At 34.3% G+C, this 20,381-nt stretch carries 20 protein-coding genes; 6 read left to right on the top strand and 14 right to left on the bottom strand.

What is annotated here, in order from left to right; genetic code table 11:
* Positions 1 to 82: 82 nt before the first annotated feature.
* From Q0Y84_RS07000 to Q0Y84_RS06965, 8 genes are all read right to left on the bottom strand, one after another.
* Positions 83 to 1,003: an HNH endonuclease gene (locus tag Q0Y84_RS07000; RefSeq protein ID WP_297952058.1), complete on the bottom strand. Its 921-nt coding sequence runs from the start codon at positions 1,001 to 1,003 to the stop codon at positions 83 to 85.
* On the bottom strand, positions 1,004 to 1,651 hold the full coding sequence (locus Q0Y84_RS06995) for a YfbR-like 5'-deoxynucleotidase (RefSeq protein WP_297952056.1): 648 nt from the start codon (positions 1,649 to 1,651) through the stop codon (positions 1,004 to 1,006).
* Positions 1,652 to 1,737: 86 nt separating this feature from the next.
* Positions 1,738 to 2,841: a glycosyl hydrolase family 8 gene (locus Q0Y84_RS06990; RefSeq protein ID WP_297952055.1), complete on the bottom strand. Its 1,104-nt coding sequence runs from the start codon at positions 2,839 to 2,841 to the stop codon at positions 1,738 to 1,740.
* Positions 2,842 to 2,849: 8 nt separating this feature from the next.
* On the bottom strand, positions 2,850 to 4,157 hold the full coding sequence (locus Q0Y84_RS06985) for a glycosyltransferase (RefSeq protein ID WP_297952052.1): 1,308 nt from the start codon (positions 4,155 to 4,157) through the stop codon (positions 2,850 to 2,852).
* Between the two features lie 134 nt (positions 4,158 to 4,291).
* Positions 4,292 to 5,158, bottom strand: coding sequence for a hypothetical protein (locus tag Q0Y84_RS06980; protein ID WP_297952050.1), 867 nt, complete (start codon positions 5,156 to 5,158; stop codon positions 4,292 to 4,294).
* Between the two features lie 158 nt (positions 5,159 to 5,316).
* Entirely contained in the window at positions 5,317 to 5,457 is a 141-nt protein-coding gene (locus tag Q0Y84_RS06975; RefSeq protein WP_003548644.1) for a hypothetical protein, read from the bottom strand.
* Positions 5,458 to 5,528: 71 nt separating this feature from the next.
* Positions 5,529 to 7,307: a glycerophosphodiester phosphodiesterase gene (locus tag Q0Y84_RS06970; protein WP_297952023.1), complete on the bottom strand. Its 1,779-nt coding sequence runs from the start codon at positions 7,305 to 7,307 to the stop codon at positions 5,529 to 5,531.
* A 92-nt stretch (positions 7,308 to 7,399) separates the two neighbouring features.
* Positions 7,400 to 7,804: an iron-sulfur cluster biosynthesis family protein gene (locus tag Q0Y84_RS06965; protein WP_297952021.1), complete on the bottom strand. Its 405-nt coding sequence runs from the start codon at positions 7,802 to 7,804 to the stop codon at positions 7,400 to 7,402.
* 199 nt (positions 7,805 to 8,003) lie between these two features.
* Between Q0Y84_RS06965 and Q0Y84_RS06960 the strand changes: the two genes are divergently transcribed.
* The 3 genes from Q0Y84_RS06960 to htpX all read left to right on the top strand — a co-directional run bounded on the left by Q0Y84_RS06960 (position 8,004) and on the right by htpX (position 10,682).
* The gene (locus tag Q0Y84_RS06960; protein ID WP_054832779.1) at positions 8,004 to 9,110 is read left to right on the top strand and encodes an SLC13 family permease; all 1,107 of its coding nucleotides are present in this window, start codon (positions 8,004 to 8,006) and stop codon (positions 9,108 to 9,110) included.
* Between the two features lie 96 nt (positions 9,111 to 9,206).
* A complete protein-coding gene (locus tag Q0Y84_RS06955) occupies positions 9,207 to 9,767 on the top strand; it encodes a LemA family protein (protein WP_297952016.1) in 561 nt (186 codons plus the stop codon).
* An 18-nt stretch (positions 9,768 to 9,785) separates the two neighbouring features.
* The gene (gene htpX / locus Q0Y84_RS06950; protein ID WP_148238501.1) at positions 9,786 to 10,682 is read left to right on the top strand and encodes a zinc metalloprotease HtpX; all 897 of its coding nucleotides are present in this window, start codon (positions 9,786 to 9,788) and stop codon (positions 10,680 to 10,682) included.
* 106 nt (positions 10,683 to 10,788) lie between these two features.
* On the opposite strand, the gene Q0Y84_RS06945 is transcribed toward htpX, so the two are convergent.
* The 5 genes from Q0Y84_RS06945 to Q0Y84_RS06925 are packed head-to-tail and all read right to left on the bottom strand — an operon-like array spanning position 10,789 to position 15,589.
* A complete protein-coding gene (locus Q0Y84_RS06945; RefSeq protein WP_297952010.1) occupies positions 10,789 to 10,965 on the bottom strand; it encodes a hypothetical protein in 177 nt (58 codons plus the stop codon).
* Between the two features lie 17 nt (positions 10,966 to 10,982).
* Positions 10,983 to 13,499, bottom strand: a complete 2,517-nt coding sequence (gene lanKC / locus Q0Y84_RS06940) for a class III lanthionine synthetase LanKC (protein WP_297952008.1) — start codon at positions 13,497 to 13,499, stop codon at positions 10,983 to 10,985.
* Positions 13,500 to 13,504: 5 nt separating this feature from the next.
* On the bottom strand, positions 13,505 to 15,214 hold the full coding sequence (locus Q0Y84_RS06935; RefSeq protein ID WP_195922249.1) for an ABC transporter ATP-binding protein: 1,710 nt from the start codon (positions 15,212 to 15,214) through the stop codon (positions 13,505 to 13,507).
* Positions 15,215 to 15,216: 2 nt separating this feature from the next.
* Complete coding sequence (locus Q0Y84_RS06930; RefSeq protein ID WP_195922250.1) at positions 15,217 to 15,363, bottom strand: hypothetical protein; 147 nt, start codon at positions 15,361 to 15,363, stop codon at positions 15,217 to 15,219.
* Positions 15,364 to 15,415: 52 nt separating this feature from the next.
* Positions 15,416 to 15,589 (bottom strand): hypothetical protein, encoded by a 174-nt coding sequence (locus Q0Y84_RS06925; protein ID WP_195922251.1) that lies wholly within the window; start codon positions 15,587 to 15,589, stop codon positions 15,416 to 15,418.
* A gap of 183 nt (positions 15,590 to 15,772) precedes the next feature.
* On the opposite strand from Q0Y84_RS06925, the gene Q0Y84_RS06920 reads away from it, so the two are divergent.
* The gene (locus Q0Y84_RS06920; protein WP_297952003.1) at positions 15,773 to 17,074 is read left to right on the top strand and encodes a GHKL domain-containing protein; all 1,302 of its coding nucleotides are present in this window, start codon (positions 15,773 to 15,775) and stop codon (positions 17,072 to 17,074) included.
* Between the two features lie 11 nt (positions 17,075 to 17,085).
* Positions 17,086 to 17,877, top strand: a complete 792-nt coding sequence (locus tag Q0Y84_RS06915) for a LytTR family transcriptional regulator DNA-binding domain-containing protein (RefSeq protein ID WP_297952000.1) — start codon at positions 17,086 to 17,088, stop codon at positions 17,875 to 17,877.
* A gap of 52 nt (positions 17,878 to 17,929) precedes the next feature.
* Here Q0Y84_RS06915 and Q0Y84_RS06910 read toward each other — a convergent pair whose 3' ends face one another.
* Positions 17,930 to 18,871 (bottom strand): AraC family transcriptional regulator, encoded by a 942-nt coding sequence (locus Q0Y84_RS06910; protein WP_297951998.1) that lies wholly within the window; start codon positions 18,869 to 18,871, stop codon positions 17,930 to 17,932.
* Between the two features lie 156 nt (positions 18,872 to 19,027).
* Here Q0Y84_RS06910 and Q0Y84_RS06905 point away from each other — a divergent pair, with 156 nt between their 5' ends.
* Positions 19,028 to 20,380, top strand: coding sequence for an ABC transporter ATP-binding protein (locus tag Q0Y84_RS06905; RefSeq protein WP_297951996.1), 1,353 nt, complete (start codon positions 19,028 to 19,030; stop codon positions 20,378 to 20,380).
* The last annotated feature ends 1 nt before the right edge of the window (position 20,381 follow it).

Below are 20,381 nucleotides of genomic sequence, written 5' to 3'. Positions count from 1 at the left end.
GACGATCAAAACTCACTTAAGAATTTTGATCGTCCTATTATTATGGTCTAGGAGCTAGTTTTTTCCCAGACACTTTTGATTTTTAAACAATATCTTTCTTAGCCTTAATCCGAGCTAATTTCCAGCCGGTATCAAAATAGGTCTTGCGCGTTTGACGCAAATTATCATAATCACTCTCCAAGCTATCAATTGCGTCTTGCAGCTGCTTATTTTGCTTTCTGATCTCATTTAACTCTGGATCATTAATCACGCCCTTAAGATGAACTTGCGCGGCCAAATAGCGGCGGCGATGCTCGAATTCTTCTTTTAACGTGCCCAAGGCATTTTCATATCTAACTAGCTTCTTATTGATCCCTGCAATTTCATTATTTAACTTAATAAAGAGTTCGTATGGCATATCCGACTTAATTCGGTTGCATTCAGCACAAGACAAGGTTAAGTTATCTAGATCATTATTATGACTGAGCGACACTGGATCCTTATGATCGACGCTACGTCCGCGTCTGCCACAATATTGACAGCGATATTTATATTTAGCCCGAATTCGCTCGCGATCAATATAGTCAACTTCATTTAATTGAAAATCAACTTCTAGTCCCATTCCCTTTAAGTTTCGCGCAAAAGTAACTCCTTGGTCTGGCACATAATTGATCTTGCCATCTTCACTTTTAATTATTGCTAGGTTTAAATCAGACCGCTTAATTTGGGACTTGGCAATTTCATTGCCATCATAATCTTGTAAAAAGGCCTCATATTTTTTGCGGTCTTTTTTATTTTTAACTAGCCAATCAGCCTGCTTTAATTTACCTTTTTCTTTGCCAACATAGGTATACAGCAAGCTTTGCGCAAAAGTCGCTACTGCATCATTAGCATAATCCGCCGCATTTAAGCCGCGCGTTACGCAAATATCACAGATGCTCAGCAATTTTGGATTCATCAATCCTTCTTGCTTAAAATGCAAAGAGTCCATGCGTAAACCGCATGAACTACATAGAAACTTCACTTATTCATCATCCCCTAACAATAGAATGCTAAAAGCTATCCGTTGCATTTTATCTTTACCAGCAAAATCGCCCTTAAACAAGTCTGGCAAAATATGCTTAATAAAGTATTGCACGCAAACTAGATCATCAAACTTCTTAATTGTTTCCAAGCTTTCTTTAAACATCTGCATATAGACAGGGTTAGGATTGCCTAATTCAATTTCGCCATATGCTTCATAAAGCAAGTCTAGTTTATCGCAAACAGATAAAATTTTGCCTTCTAAAGTATCATCTTTGCCTTCTGATAGACGCTTTTTATAAATCTCCTGAAATTCTTCAGGAATCTCATCTTTAATAAATTTATGCGTCATGGTTTCTTCAACATCGCCAATCATTTTTCTAAGCTGAGGAGTCGCATATTTAACTGGCGTCTTGATATCACCGATAAAGCGTTCAGTATAATCGTGATTCAAGCTCTTTTCATATAAAGCCTTCCAGTTGATCTTCTTTTTACCCTTCACTTCTTCAATATCTCCCATCATTTGTGCTAATTCCGCTGTTCTGAAGCAGTGGTCAGCTACTGAGTGGTGATGATACTTGAAGTAGCCCGGTGCTCGATCAATTGACTCTAAACTGTTAAATCCTTGAATATATGCATTTAATCCCATTTTTTTATCCTCCTCATTTTTCTTAAAATTTTTACTATGTTATCAAAGATTGATTTTCAATGCAAATAAAAAGAGGCCTTTGCCTCTTAAAATCTATGCGCCGGTGTCAGTATCGTTGCCATCGTCGTTAGTGCTGCATCATAGTAATTATTTTTAGGTAATTTTTTAGCAAAAATATATTGCTGCGAAGCAAACAAATTATCATAGCCTTGATTGCGATTTTCATTCACCGCAATATAAATTGGCACGCTAAAGCTAGCTGATTGATAATTATTGACCGGCTTGCCTTTTAAAGTATAGCCTGCTGTAATTGTATTTTGCTTGCTAAAAAATTTAAGCAAGCGATGTACGGTATTCTTTGCTAATTTATCCTTACTAAATGCTAAATCCATTGGCACCCGGCAAGCATTGGCATAATAATCACCATCATATCGATCAGTGGTAACCCTTCCTTTAACTGGCTTAGCATCTTTTGCTGTCAGCCAGGCAAAGTCTGGAACTAGGCCACTCTTATGCTGGTGACTCAACTGATTGAGCCGCTTGAGCATAGTTTTTTTAATTAAGAGCCACCGCGAATCATTGCTTTCACGATAAAATTGATCAAACATTGTCGGCAATACATCTGAAGTCCGCATTAAATTATAATACTTCGACTTAGAATCGGCCCAATTGCCCACCGTTAAAGCGTGCGTTGTCGGATTATATTCATAACGCAAAATATCGGCAATTAATTTTTGCCCTTGCCGCTGATATGCTGGATTTTTCCATCTTTTAGCCGCTAAAAACAAATCTTGAGCAATAAATAAGTCCCCATCAGTAGCGCTATTGCGTTCACTGCTCCATTTTCCATTTTTCTTTGTTTGCCGCCAAGCCATCAATTGCGTATTACGATCCCGGTGTTTTAAATAATACTGCACTAGCTTAGCAAAGTTGCTTTCTTTAAATGCTGGATCATGCGCCGCAATAAACATCCCATATCCTTGGCCTTCAGATAAAACCGTCACTTGTTCCTGCTTAGGCGTGGTATTAATATAGGCAAGATTCTTTTCTTCAACTACATAATTTTTATGCCAAGAATGTAGAAAAGAATTACGCACCGCTGAATTATTATCTGCTCTGATATAGATCATAATGCCGGTAAATGCAATCGTTACGAGTAAAAATCCTAGTAGCATCCATCTTTTTTTCATCTCATCACCTAATCCGCAAATCTCTTAGTCTTAACCCATTTAGTACTATCACGATGAAAAACGCGATCTAGCATTACTGAAGTAACCGCATGAATTGATACAATGATGAACAATTGCGAATAAGTAAAATATGATGCTAAGGCCAGCCAAATCTGTTCGTTAGTTGCCTGCCCATATTGCGTAGTCATCGCTAGGTTAATTTGCAAAATATAAAGCAAAACCATCAATAGCCAATTAAAGAGCAGAATTTGAGCTAATAAAATATTACTCCGCGAAATTGTAAATGGTATTACTACTGCAGGATTCCAAAGATGGACGATTAAGGCAATCAAATTAGAAAAAAAGATCAGATCTGATAAAACAATCGCCAAATTAAACCAGAAAAAAGTGCAGGAATAATAGACAGTCTCTAATTTAACCCGCCAGTTGCTTTTATCAAAAAGATGGCAAAAATTATTGATCACCACTTCATAGTTACCTTTAGCCCAACGCAAGCGCTGGAAATAATAATCTTTTAAGCGTTCTGGTTCTTGCTGGAAGGCTTCAGAATTATAGGCTAAGGCAATCAAACTACCTGAGCCCATAATTTTAAAAGAAATATCAGTATCTTCGGTCAAAGCGCCATTGCGCCAGCCGCCAATTGATCTGACATAATCAGTATTAATAATATAGTTAGTCCCTGGAATACGACCAATCTTAAATAATTGCCAGATACCGCAGTGTTGAATTCGCTGAGTAACAACAATTTCCTGATTGATACACTTAGTTAAAAAATTCTGCCGCGCATTTCTCGTCTTATTGCGACCAAAAGCAGCCTTATATCTTACCGGATTTTCCAAAATCTTTTTAATTAAAAAATACAAAGCATTTTCTTCTGGCATCGCATCTGCATCATATACACCAAGGTATTCTCCTTGGGCAATCTTCAAAGCATCATTTAATACACCAGCTTTGCCACCACTACCTGTTCGTTCAATTACTTGAACATTGATTTTCCGTTCAGGATATTGCTTGATTATTTCCCGGGCAATTTTAGCAGTATCATCAGTACAATTATCAGCATAGATTAAAATTTGTAACTTATCAGCCGGATAATTCAAATTTAAAATTGCCTGCGTAGTTTTACTAATAACTAATTCTTCATTATGAGCTGGTACAACTAACGTAACTTTTGGGTAACGCTTAAGTGGCGTGATTTTAACTAAGAGCTTGCTGTGCTTTAACCAAAAGAAAACTGCACCACTTAAGGTAACTAGAGACATCAACAAAGAAAGCCAAATCGAAATTAACGTTAAAATTTGTAATGCTTCACTCATTTTTCGTCTTTTTTCCTTTTTTATTGATTACCGTATTTTCAACATTAAAGTAAATGACAAACGCACAAATAAACATAACTATGAAAGCAAGTAAAAAGATGCCTGAAATGCTTAAAGCTAAGAAATAAAACCAATTAGTCATTTGCTCCATCCTTTAAATATTCAACAATTAAGTCAGTTTCCAATTCGCGGTCCAAATGTTTTGCAATCACATTTGGATCTGTAAAACGATCCACGTTTGTTTCATCAATTCGTTGACTCGTCCATTTCAAGCCTCCGGGAAGATCATCTTGCACTTCTTTTAATTCCGCAATTGTCTCCTGATTAATCTGCTTGATAATGTCATCTCTTAATTCAGGCGAAATAATAAAAAAAGTGGCATCTCCTAAATAAAAGAGTTCCTCAGCTGCTAATCTTCTCTTTTTTAAGATATCAGCTAATTTTTCTAAATACTGCGCGTGCTCTTCTGGATGAAGTTGAGCAAACTGTTCGTGGTTAGCCCAACGCAACATTGATACATGCATCCACAAATGTAATTGTGGCCGTTCTTTAATATTACTAATTACTTTTAAATAAATTTTATTAGCAGTGTAACGTGTCTGCATTTTTAGAGTGCCATTGTAGCGTTTAAAGTAATTGCGAATATCTTGCCGATTTTTACTAATAAAACGCCAATCTAGGACATAATAGCGCAACACCGTTAAAAGCCCTGTCTCTATCGGAAAAGCTACCACTAAAAACCACTTTGCTTCTGTAGGAATTACGACATAGCCCAACACTAAAAAGCCCGCTGCAATCGTCGTTAACAAAATTATCAGCCAGCTAACCATTACATTAGGCAACAATAATCCCGTCATAATAGCTAAAATTAGAATTAAAAATAAGCCATTGACGATATTTGCCGAATATTCTCCCACTTGAAAAACAGCAATTATTGGAAAAAGTATTGCTGCAACGAGATCTAAATAGATCAAAATATTGTATTTATTATTCTCATTCATATATCTAACTATCTATATCCTATATATTATTTATAAAAACATAAGTTAAATTATATTCAAAAATCTTTTTATGTCCATGTGCTAAATTAATTTTTTCAGTAAGCACAAAAAAAGCTAGAAGCGTCAGCTCCTAGCTTTTATTTCAATATTATTAAAGACTACTTGTTTTCGTCTTTTGCGGCCTTGTTCAAGAAAGCAACAACTGCTGCTACGTGAGCAACACGCTTCTTTGCGTTTCTCTTGTTCTTAGGTCTTTGGTTTGGTTCACAACCAGTGTTGTAATTTTCACCTTTACGCATATGCTATACTTCCTTTCAGATTTTCGAAAATCTAGTATAGTTTACCATGTCCAGCCCTTCAGATCAAGTCTTCATGCAGATTCAAAATTTTTCGACAGATGCAGGACAACAATATAATTTAAGATTCGCGTAGCATAACTAGCATCCTTTTGGAAACTTTTAATTGCCTTTTTAGCTAAATCAACTCGATCAGTAATTAAGCCATCAACTTGTTGATACATCATCTTCTTCATTAATTTTTCGTCATTAACTGTCCAGGCATAAACAGGACGATCCTGCAAATGGGCTTGCCAAATAAAGTCTGAATTCAAGGTAGAATATTCCATTGAATATCCACTAGCAACACTTTGCGGATAAATAAAATTATAAGGTTGAATGTAAAAGACAACCAAACGTGGATTAATTAAGTGCAATCCTTCAACCACGCGATAGTCGAGTGATTGTACTTGATACGCATTTTTGAGAATCGTTTTGCCATATTTTTGATTAAAGCGCTGCAGCATTTTCTTCGAATCTTTAGCCGTCGTTTTAATTTCAATTAGCAGTTTTTGATGCAGTCTTTTGGCTTCCTCAAGATATTGATCAAAGCTAACTAACTTAGCATGATAGCCGTCTTCTTTGGCAGTTAACTTTTCTAATTGCCGTAAAGTTAAATCATTCGGGGCTTTATTAACTCCCGTTAGCTTCAATAAATTCTCATCATGAATTACGATAAATTTTTTATCCTTAGTTTCATGAACATCAATTTCAACGTAGTCTGGCTTTTCCTTAGCCGTTTTTCTTAATGCCTGTAACGTGTTTTGTACGCCATTTTTATCATCAACGCCGCGATGAGAAATAATTACTGGCGCTTTAGCATTTACACTAGTCAAATATAAATAATTGGTGGATATTGCATTAATCATTACTAGTACAAACACAACTAATGTACTTAGAATTATCTTTTTAGTTTTACCTGTTTGACTTATCTTTTCTTGCCTTAAAGCTTTCAAAATAATAGATAAGCCCAGTACACTAACATAGACTAACGCTACTTCACTAATAATTTGAACAAGCGAAAGATTGATAATGGCTGCAATTAACGGACATTTCCCAGGTAATAAATCAACTAATAGCTGCAGGCAATACATTGCTAAATAGAAAATTGTCATGACTGCTGCAGATAAAACGGCTAAAACAATAATCCTCCAGCAAATCGTCCGCCAACGGTAGTGCGCCGTTAATCGCCAACTTCTTTTTACTGCTTGCGCTGACTTTAAGTGGTCAAAAACGATGATGGGGAAAGCAAATACTAGCCTTGCACCAAGGATCAAAGCGGCTAAATAAAATGCAATCAAAACAGCTAACAAGATTGGCGTTCTCGTCAGATAATCCAAGATAAATTCTGAAATCTGCACTTTGCTTAAAAGTGGTGTTCTAAAGATGACATCGGCTAACGGTACTACCAATAAAAAATAGAGCATCAAGATAAAAAGCGTGCCCAAACGAATTTTTTTGATATTTTGCCAAGTTTGAATAAAACTATTTTTCCACGTAAAAACTTGATGCTTAATATCCCAAACGCCATGAAGTAAATAGGCTAATTGCGCATACAAGATTACTAATAAAAGCAGCAACTCAATTATCAAAATTAAAAAGGCAACCGTATGCGTCGTAATGATCGTCACTACATTTTGATAAGATACGAACGGAATAGCACTAGCCTGCAAAACAAAGGTTGTAATATAGCGAAAAAATGGAATAACAATAAATTGATTAAATAAACCTAATCCCATAAAAAGTAGCAGATACCGCAGCCAATTTTGGCAAAATTCACGACTACCTGCTTTTATTTCTTTGACAAAAGTCATTGTTCTTCCCCCCTTACATTGAAATCACTTTCTTAATTCTATACTAAAAAAGGACGAGGTCATTCCCTCGTCCCTATGATTAATTTTATTTTTTAACATTGACCGCCGTTTTTTAGATCATCAGCAGTAATTGCTTCAGGTTCATATTGGGTAACGGTCATCCCACCATCAATAATGCCGCTGTCTGAAGATAAACTCAAAGTTGAGTTGCGCGCATTTACCACTAGACCTGGTTCAAAGAAAGTTGTTTCCGGCTGAGCAGTATACAAGTCAAGACCAGCATTATTTTCGATTGAAATATTATACTTAGGATCTTTTTCAGCAAGGATTACAAATTGGAAGCTGTCGCCAATAGTACAAGTGCCGCCTTTTTTAGAATACTTGGTTGAACCATCATCTAAAGCCAAGATGACAATTTGGTGATCTGCATCTATCTTGCTTTTAATCATTTCTGCGGCATCTGGTTTAATATTGATTGAAATTGCATTCTCTGTCATTTTGTTTCCTCGTTTCAATCTAAATTTGATTAATTTACTTATTTAAATATAGCACGACTAGTTCCAACTAACTAAAAATATGCTCGAAAATGCCGCTAATCTTGATATTTTTAAAATTTATCATTGCATGCAACCACAAAAAGGCTCAAAATGGTACATAGGGTTTTTAGACGATTGTAATACGTAAGGGGGACCTTTTATGACCGTCTTAAAGAATATTGCTAAAGATAGAATTTTACAGATTACTGTGATCATTACAGTAGTCAGTCTTTTTTTTGCTAGACCGCGGTTTGCGGACATTAACTTCCATACATTATGGTCTGTTGCCGCGATGTTAACGATTATCCAGATCTATGCATACTTGCATGTTCTGGATGTTTTAGCGTACAAGCTTACAAGTATTGCCGATAATACGCGTAAGTTGAACACGCTGTTTTCGTTGTTGGCTGTCATTTCGGGGATGTTTTTAGGTAATGACATTACTGCATTGACCTTGATCCCACTGTATTTAAATATTGCTAAGCGTTATAAATTGCCACAGATTTTGCCTGTTACCTTGATTGGGATGGGCGCAAATATTGGGGCAGCATTTACGCCTTGGGGCAACCCTCACAATATTTTCTTAGTCAGCCGCTTTGATGTCAGCCCATTAAAATTTTTCGAATGGTCTGTACCTTATCTAGTAGTTTCAATGCTAATCATGGGATTAGTCTTTCTGTTTATTCCTAAAGAAGAAATTCCGGTGCAAAAAGCTGAGCCAATCAAGATCAGCTGGCGCCCGACGCTGATAACTACTGCTGTCTTTATTTTCTTCTTCTTTGGTGTTTTCAGAACCATTGATATTATTTGGCCAATGTTGGCATCAATCGCATTAGCCCTCGCAATTAATCCTCGGATTATGCTTAAAATTGACTACGCCTTACTTCTTACCTTTACTGGTTTCTTCATCTTCATCAGCGATATCCAACAAATCCCTGTTATCGTAAATCTAATCCATGGTACTGTTTATTCCGAAATTTCAACTTACTTCGCTTCAATTATCTCCAGTCAGGTAATGAGTAACGTACCATCAACCATTTTAGTTGGTAAATTTACTACTTATGCTCAAGCATTATTCTTGGGTTCAAACATTGGTGGTTTTGGTTCAGCCATTGGCTCAATGGCCAACATGTTAGTTCTTAAGACTTTCAATCAACACGGCAGCGTAAGCAAGAAGAAATTCTTCATTCAATGGACCATTATGCAGTTTGCTGGTTTGATTATTTTAACTGCAGTCGGATTATTACTATTAATCTTCAGAATTTAATATTTTTTGTTAAGAATGTCGCTTTGGCATTCTTTTTCATTGCCCAAGAAATTCGAAAACGATAAAATTAAATAAATATTTATGGAGGAAAAAACTATGTCACCATTAATTTGGATCATTATCGCCATTATTGTTTTAATCGTGGCTATTTATATCGTAACTTATAACGGTTTGCAAAGAGCAAAAGTCTACGCCGAAGAAGCTTGGAGTCAAATTGACGTTCAACTTAAGCGTCGGAATGACTTAATCCCTAACTTGGTTGAAACCACCAAGGGCTATGCCAAGCATGAAAAATCAACTTTTGAGGAAGTAGTCAACTTGCGTAATCAATTGATTAACGTGCCTCAAGGCAACCATGAAGAAGCAATGAAGCTTTCTAACCAAATTACCGATTCTTTGAAGTCAATTTTTGCCTTGGCTGAAGCCTACCCAGACTTGAAAGCTAACCAAAACTTCTTGAAACTACAAGAAGAATTGACTAACACAGAAAACAAGATTGCTTACTCTCGTCAGCTTTACAACTCAACTGTAGCAACATATGATCAAAAATTGCTTACTTTCCCATCCAACATTGTTGCCAAGTGGCACCACTTTACTAAGATTAACTACTTAGAAACTCCTAGTGAAGAAAAGAATGTGCCCCAAGTTAAGTTTTAATTTTAAGGAAGTTTAACCATGCTTTACCAACAAATTGCCCGTAATAAGCGCAAAACAGCGTTAATTATGTTCATCTTTTTGGTGATCTTAGGTTTAGTTGGTGCGGGAATCGGTTATCTTTGGAGCAACAATCCCACTAGTGGAATTATCATTGCCTTGATCGGTAGTTTGATCTACTTGTTTATTATGTGGCAGAATCCAGCCAATATGATTATGAGCTTGAATCATGCGCAAGAAATCCATGAGGCTGATAATCCCGAATTGTGGCATATTGTAGAAGATATGGCCATGGTAGCTCAGGTCCCAATGCCCCGGGTCTATATTATTCCTGACCCCAGCCCCAATGCCTTTGCGACTGGGCGAGACCCTGAACATAGCGCAGTAGCAGTTACTCAAGGAATCTTGGAACTACTTGATCGAGAAGAACTCGAAGGCGTCTTAGGACATGAATTATCACACGTGAAAAACTACGATATCCTATTATCAACGATTGCCGTAGTATTAGTTGGCGTCATTTCTTTTATCTCTAATATGGCATCCAACATTTGGTTCTGGGGCGGCGTACGCAGTGATGACGATGATGACCGTGACAGTAATGCTTTAGCCATGATTTTTAAAGTGGTTGCCTTGGTCTTTGTGTTGATCTTAGGCCCACTTTCTGCATCCCTAGCCCAAATGGCTTTATCGCGTAACCGTGAATACCTAGCTGATGCATCTTCAGTTAAATTAACGCGTAACCCGCAAGGGCTAATTTCTGCTTTGCGCAAAATTGAAAATAGTCAGCCAATGAAAGTTGCTGACAGAAGTAGTGCCGGCTTATATATTGAAAATCCATTCCACAATCACGGTTTGACGCACTTGTTCGATACTCACCCACCAACAGCAGACCGCATTAAACGCTTAGAAAATATGTAAAAAGCAACCAATTCACTTATTTAACAGTGTATTGATTGCTTTTTTTATAGTTAAAAATACAGCCAAATATTAATATTAGAAATTTTTAACAGTATGATGTATGGAACTACTTGAACAATTGATGCATAATATCATCAAATTCAAACTCAGTAACATTTTGATGGGTACAAAAAATACTCAAACTGCTAGCTGGCGTAATCTTACCATGATACCTCTTCTCTCTAGCCAAATGACGTGCTCTTCCTTCAATAAGTTTTTCAAAATTTAAAACAATATTATTCATAGTACAAACTCCTCATATTATAACGGTAACCAGCAAAATTCATCAGATTGATCTACACATTTAAGTAACGTTAATAGTCCAGCACTGCCATATGAAAAATTAATGCTTAATTTATAACCATATTTACCAGGAACCATAATTTCATCACCATTTGCAATCAAATATTGATTCATCGCATCTAATGAATAATTCAACATAGTATCATCACCATCTTTAGCTATAGCACTAGCTAAAGGTAGGACCCCACTATAGCCGGATATTAACGTCTCCATGTATGTACAGTAAGTAAAGCAAGAATTTTTCAATTTATCAAATAATGGTTGATACTGGTGCTTAAATGCTTCATCTTCTCTCATAAACTTATGCATTAATAAAGTTAACCCAAAAGTTCCATCTTCTAAATATGGTATTAATCTTTCAAAACCACGTGAGTTATCGGTTATAGCTAAATTATTTTTACCTTCAGAGCGCTTTTGCAAGATACTAATAAGCATTTCTTTTGCCTTTTTTCTTTTGCCTACGCTCCAAAGTAAATAGCTTACTCCACCCCAACCAGTTAATAATCCTATATCCTCTTTTTCAAAATTACTAAAATCTACTTTATCCCATCTTTTTAGCAGCACATCAATAATTTTGTTAGTAAGATCAGGATATTTATTTCTTAAAGTTAATGCTATTCCACTTAATCCTGTTGCCAGCGAATTATTTCCAATAGTTAAATCTACCTTTTTAGAAATAAGATCAATTAAGTAATCAGACAGATCAATATAATTTAAATTTTTTAAAACATTGGCAAGTCCGCTAAGACCATCAAATAGACCTACAGTTTGAGTTTCTTTAGCAACACTAATAATTTTATTTTTATTGCTTATAATCCAATTACTAATTTTTGAACTATAATCCCCCTTATTGCCCATAGCCCATAAAACACCTGCAGCACCGCTAGATAAATTTAATAAACTAACAGACGGATCGTCATTTTTATCAATTAATCCAGGAACTAAATTTAATCCATTAAAATTCAAATGTTTGAATATTCCCTTAGTTAAACCGAATTTGAAATAGTCAACAGTATGATCACTCAATTCTTTCTTAGGAACTGTCATGAACTCCTTCAAAAAAATTGGTTTCTGTGTATTTATTTCGATATCAAATTCATTTAAGAATTTAACAATATCTTTACCAAAATAATTGCCAATCCATCTTCTATGTTCATGAATTATCCCAGGAGCTAAGTCAGCTACTGGAATAATTGGCAAAAATAAATAGTAGGCTATTCGCATTACAGCAAAGTCGTCAGCTTCTTTGAATGTTTTTACTCCTGTCGATACAAAACCGGTTGTAGTTAATCCAGGGTTATACTTTTGATACACTAATCCTGCGTTTTCTAAATCAATTAACCTAACCTTGTTATCCGCAGTAACTAGTACATTGCTTAAAGAAAGGTCGCCTATAGCTATCCCACGGCTATGAACTTCTGCAACAACTCGTTTCAACTGACACAAAATGTCTTTAATCTTTGCTTTGTACCTATTTCTTTTTTTAGAATCTCCAAGAACAAAAGGAAATTCCGTCGGCAATAGTTCTTCCAAACTCTGCCCTTCAATATATTCCTCAACTAAAAAGTGATGTCTCCAAGAAGTAAAATCTGTATAATAATTTACCACAGCAGATACATCTGACAGCTTTTTTAAAATTTTCGCCTCATTTTCTACTCTTGTAAAGCCATCTCTTTGATTGGCATCTAAGCCCGCCTGCTGTCTCCCTTCTTTTAAGACAACTTTAATATTGTTTTTCAAAGCTAAATATACACCACCCGCATTGCTAAAGTGCAAAGCAGATTCTACTTTATAATCCGATAAAGGTAAAAAAACTTTGGGATTAGGAAAAGTATTTTGTTCAAAAATAGGTTGATTTTTAACAAAATCAGGCTTTTGATAATATGGCATTCGTCTATCTACACATTTTTGTCCTTTGGGATTATAAATAGCAGGTAGTCTTTTCCCATCAGAGGAGATGATATAAATGGGCTTAAAGCCACCATATCGAAAATATACATTACTCTCTTGCCAATTTTGATCACTCAGTATATATGGGCCTAAATCAAAATTTTGAGTCAACTTTTTCATTTGTACTAGCAAGTACTCAAACTCCTCATCATTGCGCGGATAAATGGTAATAAACTTTCCACTTTCACTACGATTAGCATATTTTGAATTAGAATATATTAATTGACCTATATTCACTACAAATTTAAAAGAGATTTTTTTCTTAATTAACCACGGCGTTACAGCATCTAGTACTGCTTGGGCTTGAGTAATTATTGCACTAATGTGAATTTTCCATCCCTGAACAGGTAATTTATCAGGTTGATAAATTACATAATGCCAATATCCTGTACTTTTATTAATCCATAAGGAATTCGGCTTCTCTTTCAAAACAAAAGGGTGTGTTTTTATTTTAAGCTTATTGGTATAAAACAAAGTATCCCTATCTCTAGCTGCATTCAAATAAGCTATTTGGTCTTCCAGCATTTTTCTTATCCTCTTTCCCTAAGTTGCTGCTCCTGCACATAGCGTCGATAATCTGAAACTTTTTTGAATAATTCATCATGAGTTCCATTAGCTATAATTGTCTTATCCTTAAGAAAATAAATCTTATCGCTGTTGGCTATAGTAGATAATCTATGAGCAATAGTAATAATTCCACAATTCTTAACTTGCGTTAGTTTATCCAATGCAGTAGTAATTATCTTTTCCGTATCTGAATCTAAACTAGAAGTTGCTTCATCTAAAATTAAAAATTTAAAATTACGGAGATAAGCACGAGCAATCTGAAGCCGTTGTCTTTGACCTCCCGAAAACTTACTACCCTCTTCACCGATCAAATTGTCCAATCCCTTAGGTAATTGAGAAACATAGTCTTTTAATTGAACCATTGCTAATGCATTCCATAATTCATTATCTGTAACTTTTTTGTTTAAGCCTAATGTCAAATTAGTGCGAATACTCCCAGACAAAATCGAATTCTCTTGCAATACCACACTAAAGAACTCGCGCCAGTGTTGTATGCTGAAATCTAAATAAGATTCGCCATTTAAACTAATGCTTCCTTGATTAATCGGATATAAACGAGTGATTACATTAACTAAGGTACTCTTTCCAGCACCAGTAGCGCCAACTAGTGCTATTTTTTCGCCACTTTTAACTTCTAAATTAATATTTTTTAATATCGGAGTCGATGCATAAGCAAAGCCAACATCTCTAAGTTGCAATAAACCTCCTGAATGGTCAATCATTGGATCGATTGAATACATTTTTCTTTCGTCTTCTTCATTAATAATCTCTCTCACTTTTTGAGTTGCACCCAACATTTGCTTTTTGTCAGAATAAAATGTTGCAACCTCATTAATAGGACCAATAATTTGAAAGAAATACATCATGAATGCACCTAATGTTCCTGTTGAGAGATCACCATTTCTAACTCTTATAGCGCCATAAAGTATAATTACTAATATTAAGCAAAACGAAAGCATTGACTGCAATGGACCGATAATTGCAAATATACGATCTGATTTAAGCGACAAATTAAATAAATTATTAACTTCAGCTGTAATTTCACTAATCAAATCATTCTCTGCTCTATTTACTTTAATTGTCTTAATATTTTTAATGCCTTCACTAGTTATTCCAGTCAAAGTACCTAGACTATTCTGCGTTTGATTAGCAATTTTTTCACTAATTTTCCCTAGTGGTATAGCTACCATCGCATCTATCGGAAAGACCAACAACATTAAAATAGTTAATTTCCAGTCTAAGAAAAGGGCAATAATTATAGTACCTAAAATAGTAATTATCCCTGTAACCGTAGTAGGAATCGTTGATGTTAAAAAATTTCTTAAAACATTTACATCATTAATGATTCTACTGGTTAAATTCCCACTGATCTGCTGATCAAAGTACTTTTGCGGTAATTGAAATACTTTTTTTTGTAGCAATAACCGCATACGACGAACTTGTCTATCGCCTTCACTACTAATTAAATAATCACTCATAGTACTTACTACTAAGTTAAGAACCATTATGATTAGACCTAGAATCAATACTTTTTTAGAAATACCAGACCAAATAAATCGTTTCAAATTAATAAACCGACGAACAAGTAGAGGAATATATAGATTTAGCAGGCTAGCCACTACGCTTAAAAAAATGCCTCCAACTAGTCGTGGCGTGATCTTTAAAAGTTTCATTATTAAAACAACTGATTGTGACTTTTAGGACACATAATACTAATATGACTATTTGAATTTTTCCAATTCCACTTTTTGTTTGTTGTTTTACCCAACTTTTCAAAAGCTTTACTTAATTCTTTTTCAATCATTAAAATATAATTTTCCATTTTCTTCCTCTGTATCTAGTAAAAAAGGATTAGATCCTTCTAATCTAATCCTTTATAAATGAAGCCACTTAAAACTATTGTGATCACAAAGAACGCTAATGTTGCTATGGTAGCTTCCACCTCGTCCATGGTGCTTTGGTTTGGCATAAAGACTCGTTGTAATACCTTGTAATCCCAACGCAGGATTACTATTCTCTGGTTGAAAACTCTGAGTATCTGTATTCATAATTAATACCTCCTTAAAAACGTTACATTAACTTTATACATCATGCTATTTACTTCAATTAAATATTTTTTTGAGCGTTTAAAATCTTTAGTTAAACGTTAAATTGCAGAAATACATTCTAATTAGGTGTAAGATTATTTAGATCTAATATTCCATTTAGCTTTAATTAAGGAAGTAACGACAATGAAAGATTTTTTAAGCCATATCGCCTTTAATCCATATATTTTCTCATTATGCTTAACTTTTGCAATTATTCGCTTAAATAAACTAGATTTTCTTTTATACCCTATTCTTTTTATTCCGGTATTAATTAATTACCAATATGTATTAGTTTTTATCCTTATCGTACAGTTCATTTTTCAAGTTTTTACTCGCAACAATATAAAAATTCTAAAAAGACTATTTGTTTACTACCTTGTCTTAATCCTCTACCCCATCTTAGGTGAATTACTCGGATGGATTATTCAATTACTTTCATACTTTATATTACATAAACCACTTGATTACTTAATTTTAAATTTAGTCTGCTTCATACCAGAAATAATTATTTGCATTTTTCTACATCATCTAAAAGAGCAAGCTTCTTTTAAACTTATAAAAATTGATTCTGACATTGAATATAATCCCCATTTTTTAAATCTATTAGTATGGATCGTCTGGATTTTTAACATTGTTACTTATGCAATTTGGTCAATAATTGAATTGACCAATATTAAACCTATCGTAGAATTAGCACTAATGACTATAGTGCTTCTTATTATCGTTATTCTATTCTTTAATCTATATAGGACTATTCAAGAAAATCAAAAAATCATTGCAACGCGCATTCAAAACGCAGAGATAGAACAAATTCAGGAATATTCCTCTCGTTTAGAAAACGCAAATATCACTTTACGAAAAGCTCGCCATGATTATAAAAATAATCTTCTTTCATTAAATGGATATTTATTAACAAATGATGTGGTTGGTGCTGAAAAATATCTTGCAGAATTAGTAAACGATAATAATCGTTTACAAGAAGCTACTAAATCAATGACCTTAGAACTCTCTAATTTAAGAATAAAAGAACTAAAATACTTGATTATCGATAAATTACAACAAGCTCAAGACAAAGGTATACATACCAAAGTCGAAATTAACAAATTAATTGACGCTTTTCCTACAAATATCGTTAGTATCATTCGATGTATTGGAATTTTTTTAGACAATGCCATTGAAGCATGCCAGTATCAAAAAGATGCTGAAATTCACGTCTTAATTACTAAATATTCTGGCAGCAATTATTCTTTAATTGTCCAAAATACCATTACAAATATTGTTAATATTTCTGAAATACTAAAACCTACTATAACTAATAAACGTAATCACGAAGGATTAGGACTTGATAATGTTAATGAGATAGTAAATAACGATCCATACTTATCTTTAGAAATTGAACAAAATTTAAAAGAAATATCATTCGAATTGATAATTCAGAAAGGATAGAAATAATTAATATGTTAAATATCATAATTTTGGAAGATAACACAAATGAAAGAAAGCTCATTCAAAAAATTATTGAAAACAGAATTTTGATAAATTCAACTCCCCATTCATACTCTGCTAAAGTTGTACTAAGTACTGGCGATCCACAAACTGTTTTAACTTATGTTAAAGAACACAAGGATTGTAACTTTCTAGCTTTCTTAGATATCGATTTAAAAACTACTTTAGATGGAATTGAAGTAGCTAGTAGAATTCGAAATATGGGAATATTTAGTCAAATAGTATTTGTTACAGCGGATGCTACAGCTTTACGTCTAACTATAGAACGACATGTTGAGCCACTAGATTACATTACTAAAGATATTAGTCTCGAACATATTCAGCAAAAAATATATGAAACCGTTGATACAGCATACCAACGATATCGTTTTACAATGAAATCGGCTACTCATATCAATTACTTTACCTATAGTAAAATTCGAAATTTTATTGAAAAAATCCCATTAGATCAGATCTATTATATAAGCATCCAACAAAAGAAATATAAGACACTACGCGTATATGCAAAAAATAAGATTTTTGATTGTATAGGCACCCTTAAAGATTATAAAAAGAAATACCCTAATTTTGTATTAGCTGATCGTCAAAACTTAATAAATCTAAATACTATTAAAGATTATGATGAGAAAAATGGTATAGTTTATTTTGATAAAGGAATTTATCATTCAGTAGCTGTACGACGCAGACGTTCAATAATGCTAAAGTTAAAAGAAGAGCAAAATAAAAAAGGGGAAAACAATTAAAAATTAATGTCAGTGAATTAAGACATTGATTCAAAATTATTTTTCTCTTTTTTTACTTCAAATTTATATTTGCTTGTCTAAACAATTCTGCCCGCATCGCTGCTGGCGTCATGTGGTAGTATTGATTAAATTTTTTGTAGAAGAAAGACTTACTCGAATATCCGACTCGCCCAATAATTTCTCTAAGTGAAATATCAGGTTGAGCTAATAATTCACGTGCTTCTTGCATTCTTCGATCATCCACATGATCAACAAAGCTCTTACCCGTCTTAGCCTTAACCATATTTGAGAAGTAATTAGGATTAAAGCCAAAGTACTTAGCGGCATCAGCTAAAGATACATCAGCAAAGTGAATATCGATGTAGTTATCCAAAGTCTTCTTTTCAAACTTAGTCTTATCTAAACTAGTTGGTGTTGCCATACGCTGAGTTCTAATTGAAATAATTAACATGACAGTTAACTCAGATTCGATTAACGCTTTAGCAAACAAATCATTATTTAAATAGCCGCCAATAATGTGTTGCATTACTTGGGATGGACGAGCAATTTGGTTGTTTTTCAACCAAAGAACATGTTCATTTTCTAAGCTATCAACGATTTGCTCCATAACTTTAACCTCACGTTCTCCCTTACAGCTAAAATCTTTAAAATACTTGCGATATAGAAATCCAGGCTTAAACTTTAACTTTACCAGTACTGTATCAGGCTTTTGACTTACAATCTCATACTTACAGCCTTCGGTTAGCAATAAAACATTCCCAGACTTCATTTGAATAATCTTTTCACCGCTCTTAATTGTCACAGTACCTTTAGCGACATATAAAATCGTCGAAACATCCATCCGATAACGATGGATACCAGTATTATGATTTTCAAGGTAGATAGTAAATAGATCAAAATCTGGATTACCAGCTTCTAACTTTATTTCATTCTTATCTGTTGAATTTGACTTTAATACACTTGCCAGATATTGGTCCAAAGCAACAGCTGCCATATGTCCACCTTCCTTAAATTAAATAAAATATAGTAACACTATAAGTACATTATAAATCAAAACTTTATTTAGTATTAAGTAGTATTTATGATTTGTTCTACTTATAACAACCTTTACCTATAGACAGTCCCAAAAGCATCTTGTACAATCAGACTTATGAAAGTAACCGTTAACAATCTTACTTTTTCTTATGAAAAAGAACCTATAATTGACCATCTAAATATTGAAATTCCCCATGGATTTTCTCTGTTAATTGGACCAACTGGCTGTGGTAAATCTACCTTGCTTAAAATTATCGCTGGTTTATACCCCAAATATGCAGGGAGACTGACAGGTACGGTGAACCTGCACGGACAAAAGGCGGCAATGATGTTTCAAAATGCGGCTGAGCAATTCACAATGCCAACTCCACGTGAAGAAATTGTCTTCGCTTTAGAAAATTTGCAATTAGATGAAGGTGAATATCAAGCACGATTGGATCAGGCAACGGCTTTCACCCAAATTGCCGATCTTCTTGATCAGAAGATTAATACTCTATCAGGTGGCCAACAGCAACGAGTTGCTTTAGCTGTCTTAATAGCTATGGATGTGGATTTGTTGCTATTGGATGAACCGTTTGCCAGTTGTGATCCTAAGGCACGTGCTTTTTTGATTAAAAAATTAGCGATTTTAGCTCACAATGGAAAAACTATCATCTTAAGCGACCACGTTTTAGATGATTATGAGCCTGTCTGCGACCATCTTTTTGAATTTACAAATAATAAAGAAATCATTGAATTAAATGCTAGTAAAAAAATAGCCTTATTTGAACAAAATAAAAAATTGCATGAGCAACATTATCATTTCGTCTTACCTAATAGTGAGCCTATTTTCACTTTAAAACAAGTCCAAATTAAGCAAAATAAGCTATTACTTAAGCAAAATGACCTAAATTTGCATTCTGGCACTACTCTAATTACTGGTGCTAATGGTGCTGGCAAGACATCTTTATTTAAAGTAATGACTAAAATGATTCCATATACTGGTAATTTTACTTATTTAAATAAAGAAATTTCTACGCTCTCAGTTAGAAAATATTTAACGCAGGTAGCCCAAATTTTTCAAAAAGCCAGTGACCAGTTCTTAGCAGTGACGGTCAAAGATGAACTAGAATTAAGTAAAAAGGACAGAAATTCATTTTTTACTGAAAAAAAGCTCAATGAATGGTTAGAAAAATTAGGTTTAGCTGACCACTTAGACCAAGTAGTCTATTCTCTATCAGGCGGCCAACAGAAGAAATTACAAATTCTGCTAATGTTAATGACTAAACATCAAGTTTTATTGATTGATGAGCCGCTCAGTGGACTTGATCACAACTCAGTCAAACTTGTTTTAGAATTAATGCAAGAAAGCCAGCAGAAGCTTCACCAGACGCTTTTTATCATTAGCCATCAAATAGACGAGCTAGCTGAATTCTGCGATTACCGGCTAATTTTGGCGGATCAGCGCTTAAAATACGTAGAAAGATAAG

Source organism: uncultured Lactobacillus sp. (assembly GCF_947367125.1).
Lineage (GTDB): Bacteria > Bacillota > Bacilli > Lactobacillales > Lactobacillaceae > Lactobacillus.
The sequence above is the reverse complement of the archived record's forward strand: the minus strand, read 5'-3'. Positions and strand labels throughout refer to the sequence as shown.

Coding starts and splice junctions, on each gene's coding strand:
- Q0Y84_RS06960 (WP_054832779.1), top strand. CDS start 8,004: ATGACCGTCTTAAAGAATATTGCTAAAGATAGAATTTTACAGATTACT.
- Q0Y84_RS06910 (WP_297951998.1), bottom strand. CDS start 18,871: ATGGCAGCTGTTGCTTTGGACCAATATCTGGCAAGTGTATTAAAGTCA.
- Q0Y84_RS06915 (WP_297952000.1), top strand. CDS start 17,086: ATGTTAAATATCATAATTTTGGAAGATAACACAAATGAAAGAAAGCTC.
- lanKC (WP_297952008.1), bottom strand. CDS start 13,499: ATGCTGGAAGACCAAATAGCTTATTTGAATGCAGCTAGAGATAGGGAT.
- htpX (WP_148238501.1), top strand. CDS start 9,786: ATGCTTTACCAACAAATTGCCCGTAATAAGCGCAAAACAGCGTTAATT.
- Q0Y84_RS06965 (WP_297952021.1), bottom strand. CDS start 7,804: ATGACAGAGAATGCAATTTCAATCAATATTAAACCAGATGCCGCAGAA.
- Q0Y84_RS06980 (WP_297952050.1), bottom strand. CDS start 5,158: ATGAATGAGAATAATAAATACAATATTTTGATCTATTTAGATCTCGTT.
- Q0Y84_RS06905 (WP_297951996.1), top strand. CDS start 19,028: ATGAAAGTAACCGTTAACAATCTTACTTTTTCTTATGAAAAAGAACCT.
- Q0Y84_RS06955 (WP_297952016.1), top strand. CDS start 9,207: ATGTCACCATTAATTTGGATCATTATCGCCATTATTGTTTTAATCGTG.
- Q0Y84_RS06920 (WP_297952003.1), top strand. CDS start 15,773: ATGAAAGATTTTTTAAGCCATATCGCCTTTAATCCATATATTTTCTCA.
- Q0Y84_RS06935 (WP_195922249.1), bottom strand. CDS start 15,214: ATGAAACTTTTAAAGATCACGCCACGACTAGTTGGAGGCATTTTTTTA.
- Q0Y84_RS06985 (WP_297952052.1), bottom strand. CDS start 4,157: ATGAGTGAAGCATTACAAATTTTAACGTTAATTTCGATTTGGCTTTCT.
- Q0Y84_RS06990 (WP_297952055.1), bottom strand. CDS start 2,841: ATGAAAAAAAGATGGATGCTACTAGGATTTTTACTCGTAACGATTGCA.
- Q0Y84_RS06970 (WP_297952023.1), bottom strand. CDS start 7,307: ATGACTTTTGTCAAAGAAATAAAAGCAGGTAGTCGTGAATTTTGCCAA.
- Q0Y84_RS06930 (WP_195922250.1), bottom strand. CDS start 15,363: ATGGAAAATTATATTTTAATGATTGAAAAAGAATTAAGTAAAGCTTTT.
- Q0Y84_RS06995 (WP_297952056.1), bottom strand. CDS start 1,651: ATGGGATTAAATGCATATATTCAAGGATTTAACAGTTTAGAGTCAATT.
- Q0Y84_RS06925 (WP_195922251.1), bottom strand. CDS start 15,589: ATGAATACAGATACTCAGAGTTTTCAACCAGAGAATAGTAATCCTGCG.
- Q0Y84_RS06975 (WP_003548644.1), bottom strand. CDS start 5,457: ATGCGTAAAGGTGAAAATTACAACACTGGTTGTGAACCAAACCAAAGA.
- Q0Y84_RS06945 (WP_297952010.1), bottom strand. CDS start 10,965: ATGAATAATATTGTTTTAAATTTTGAAAAACTTATTGAAGGAAGAGCA.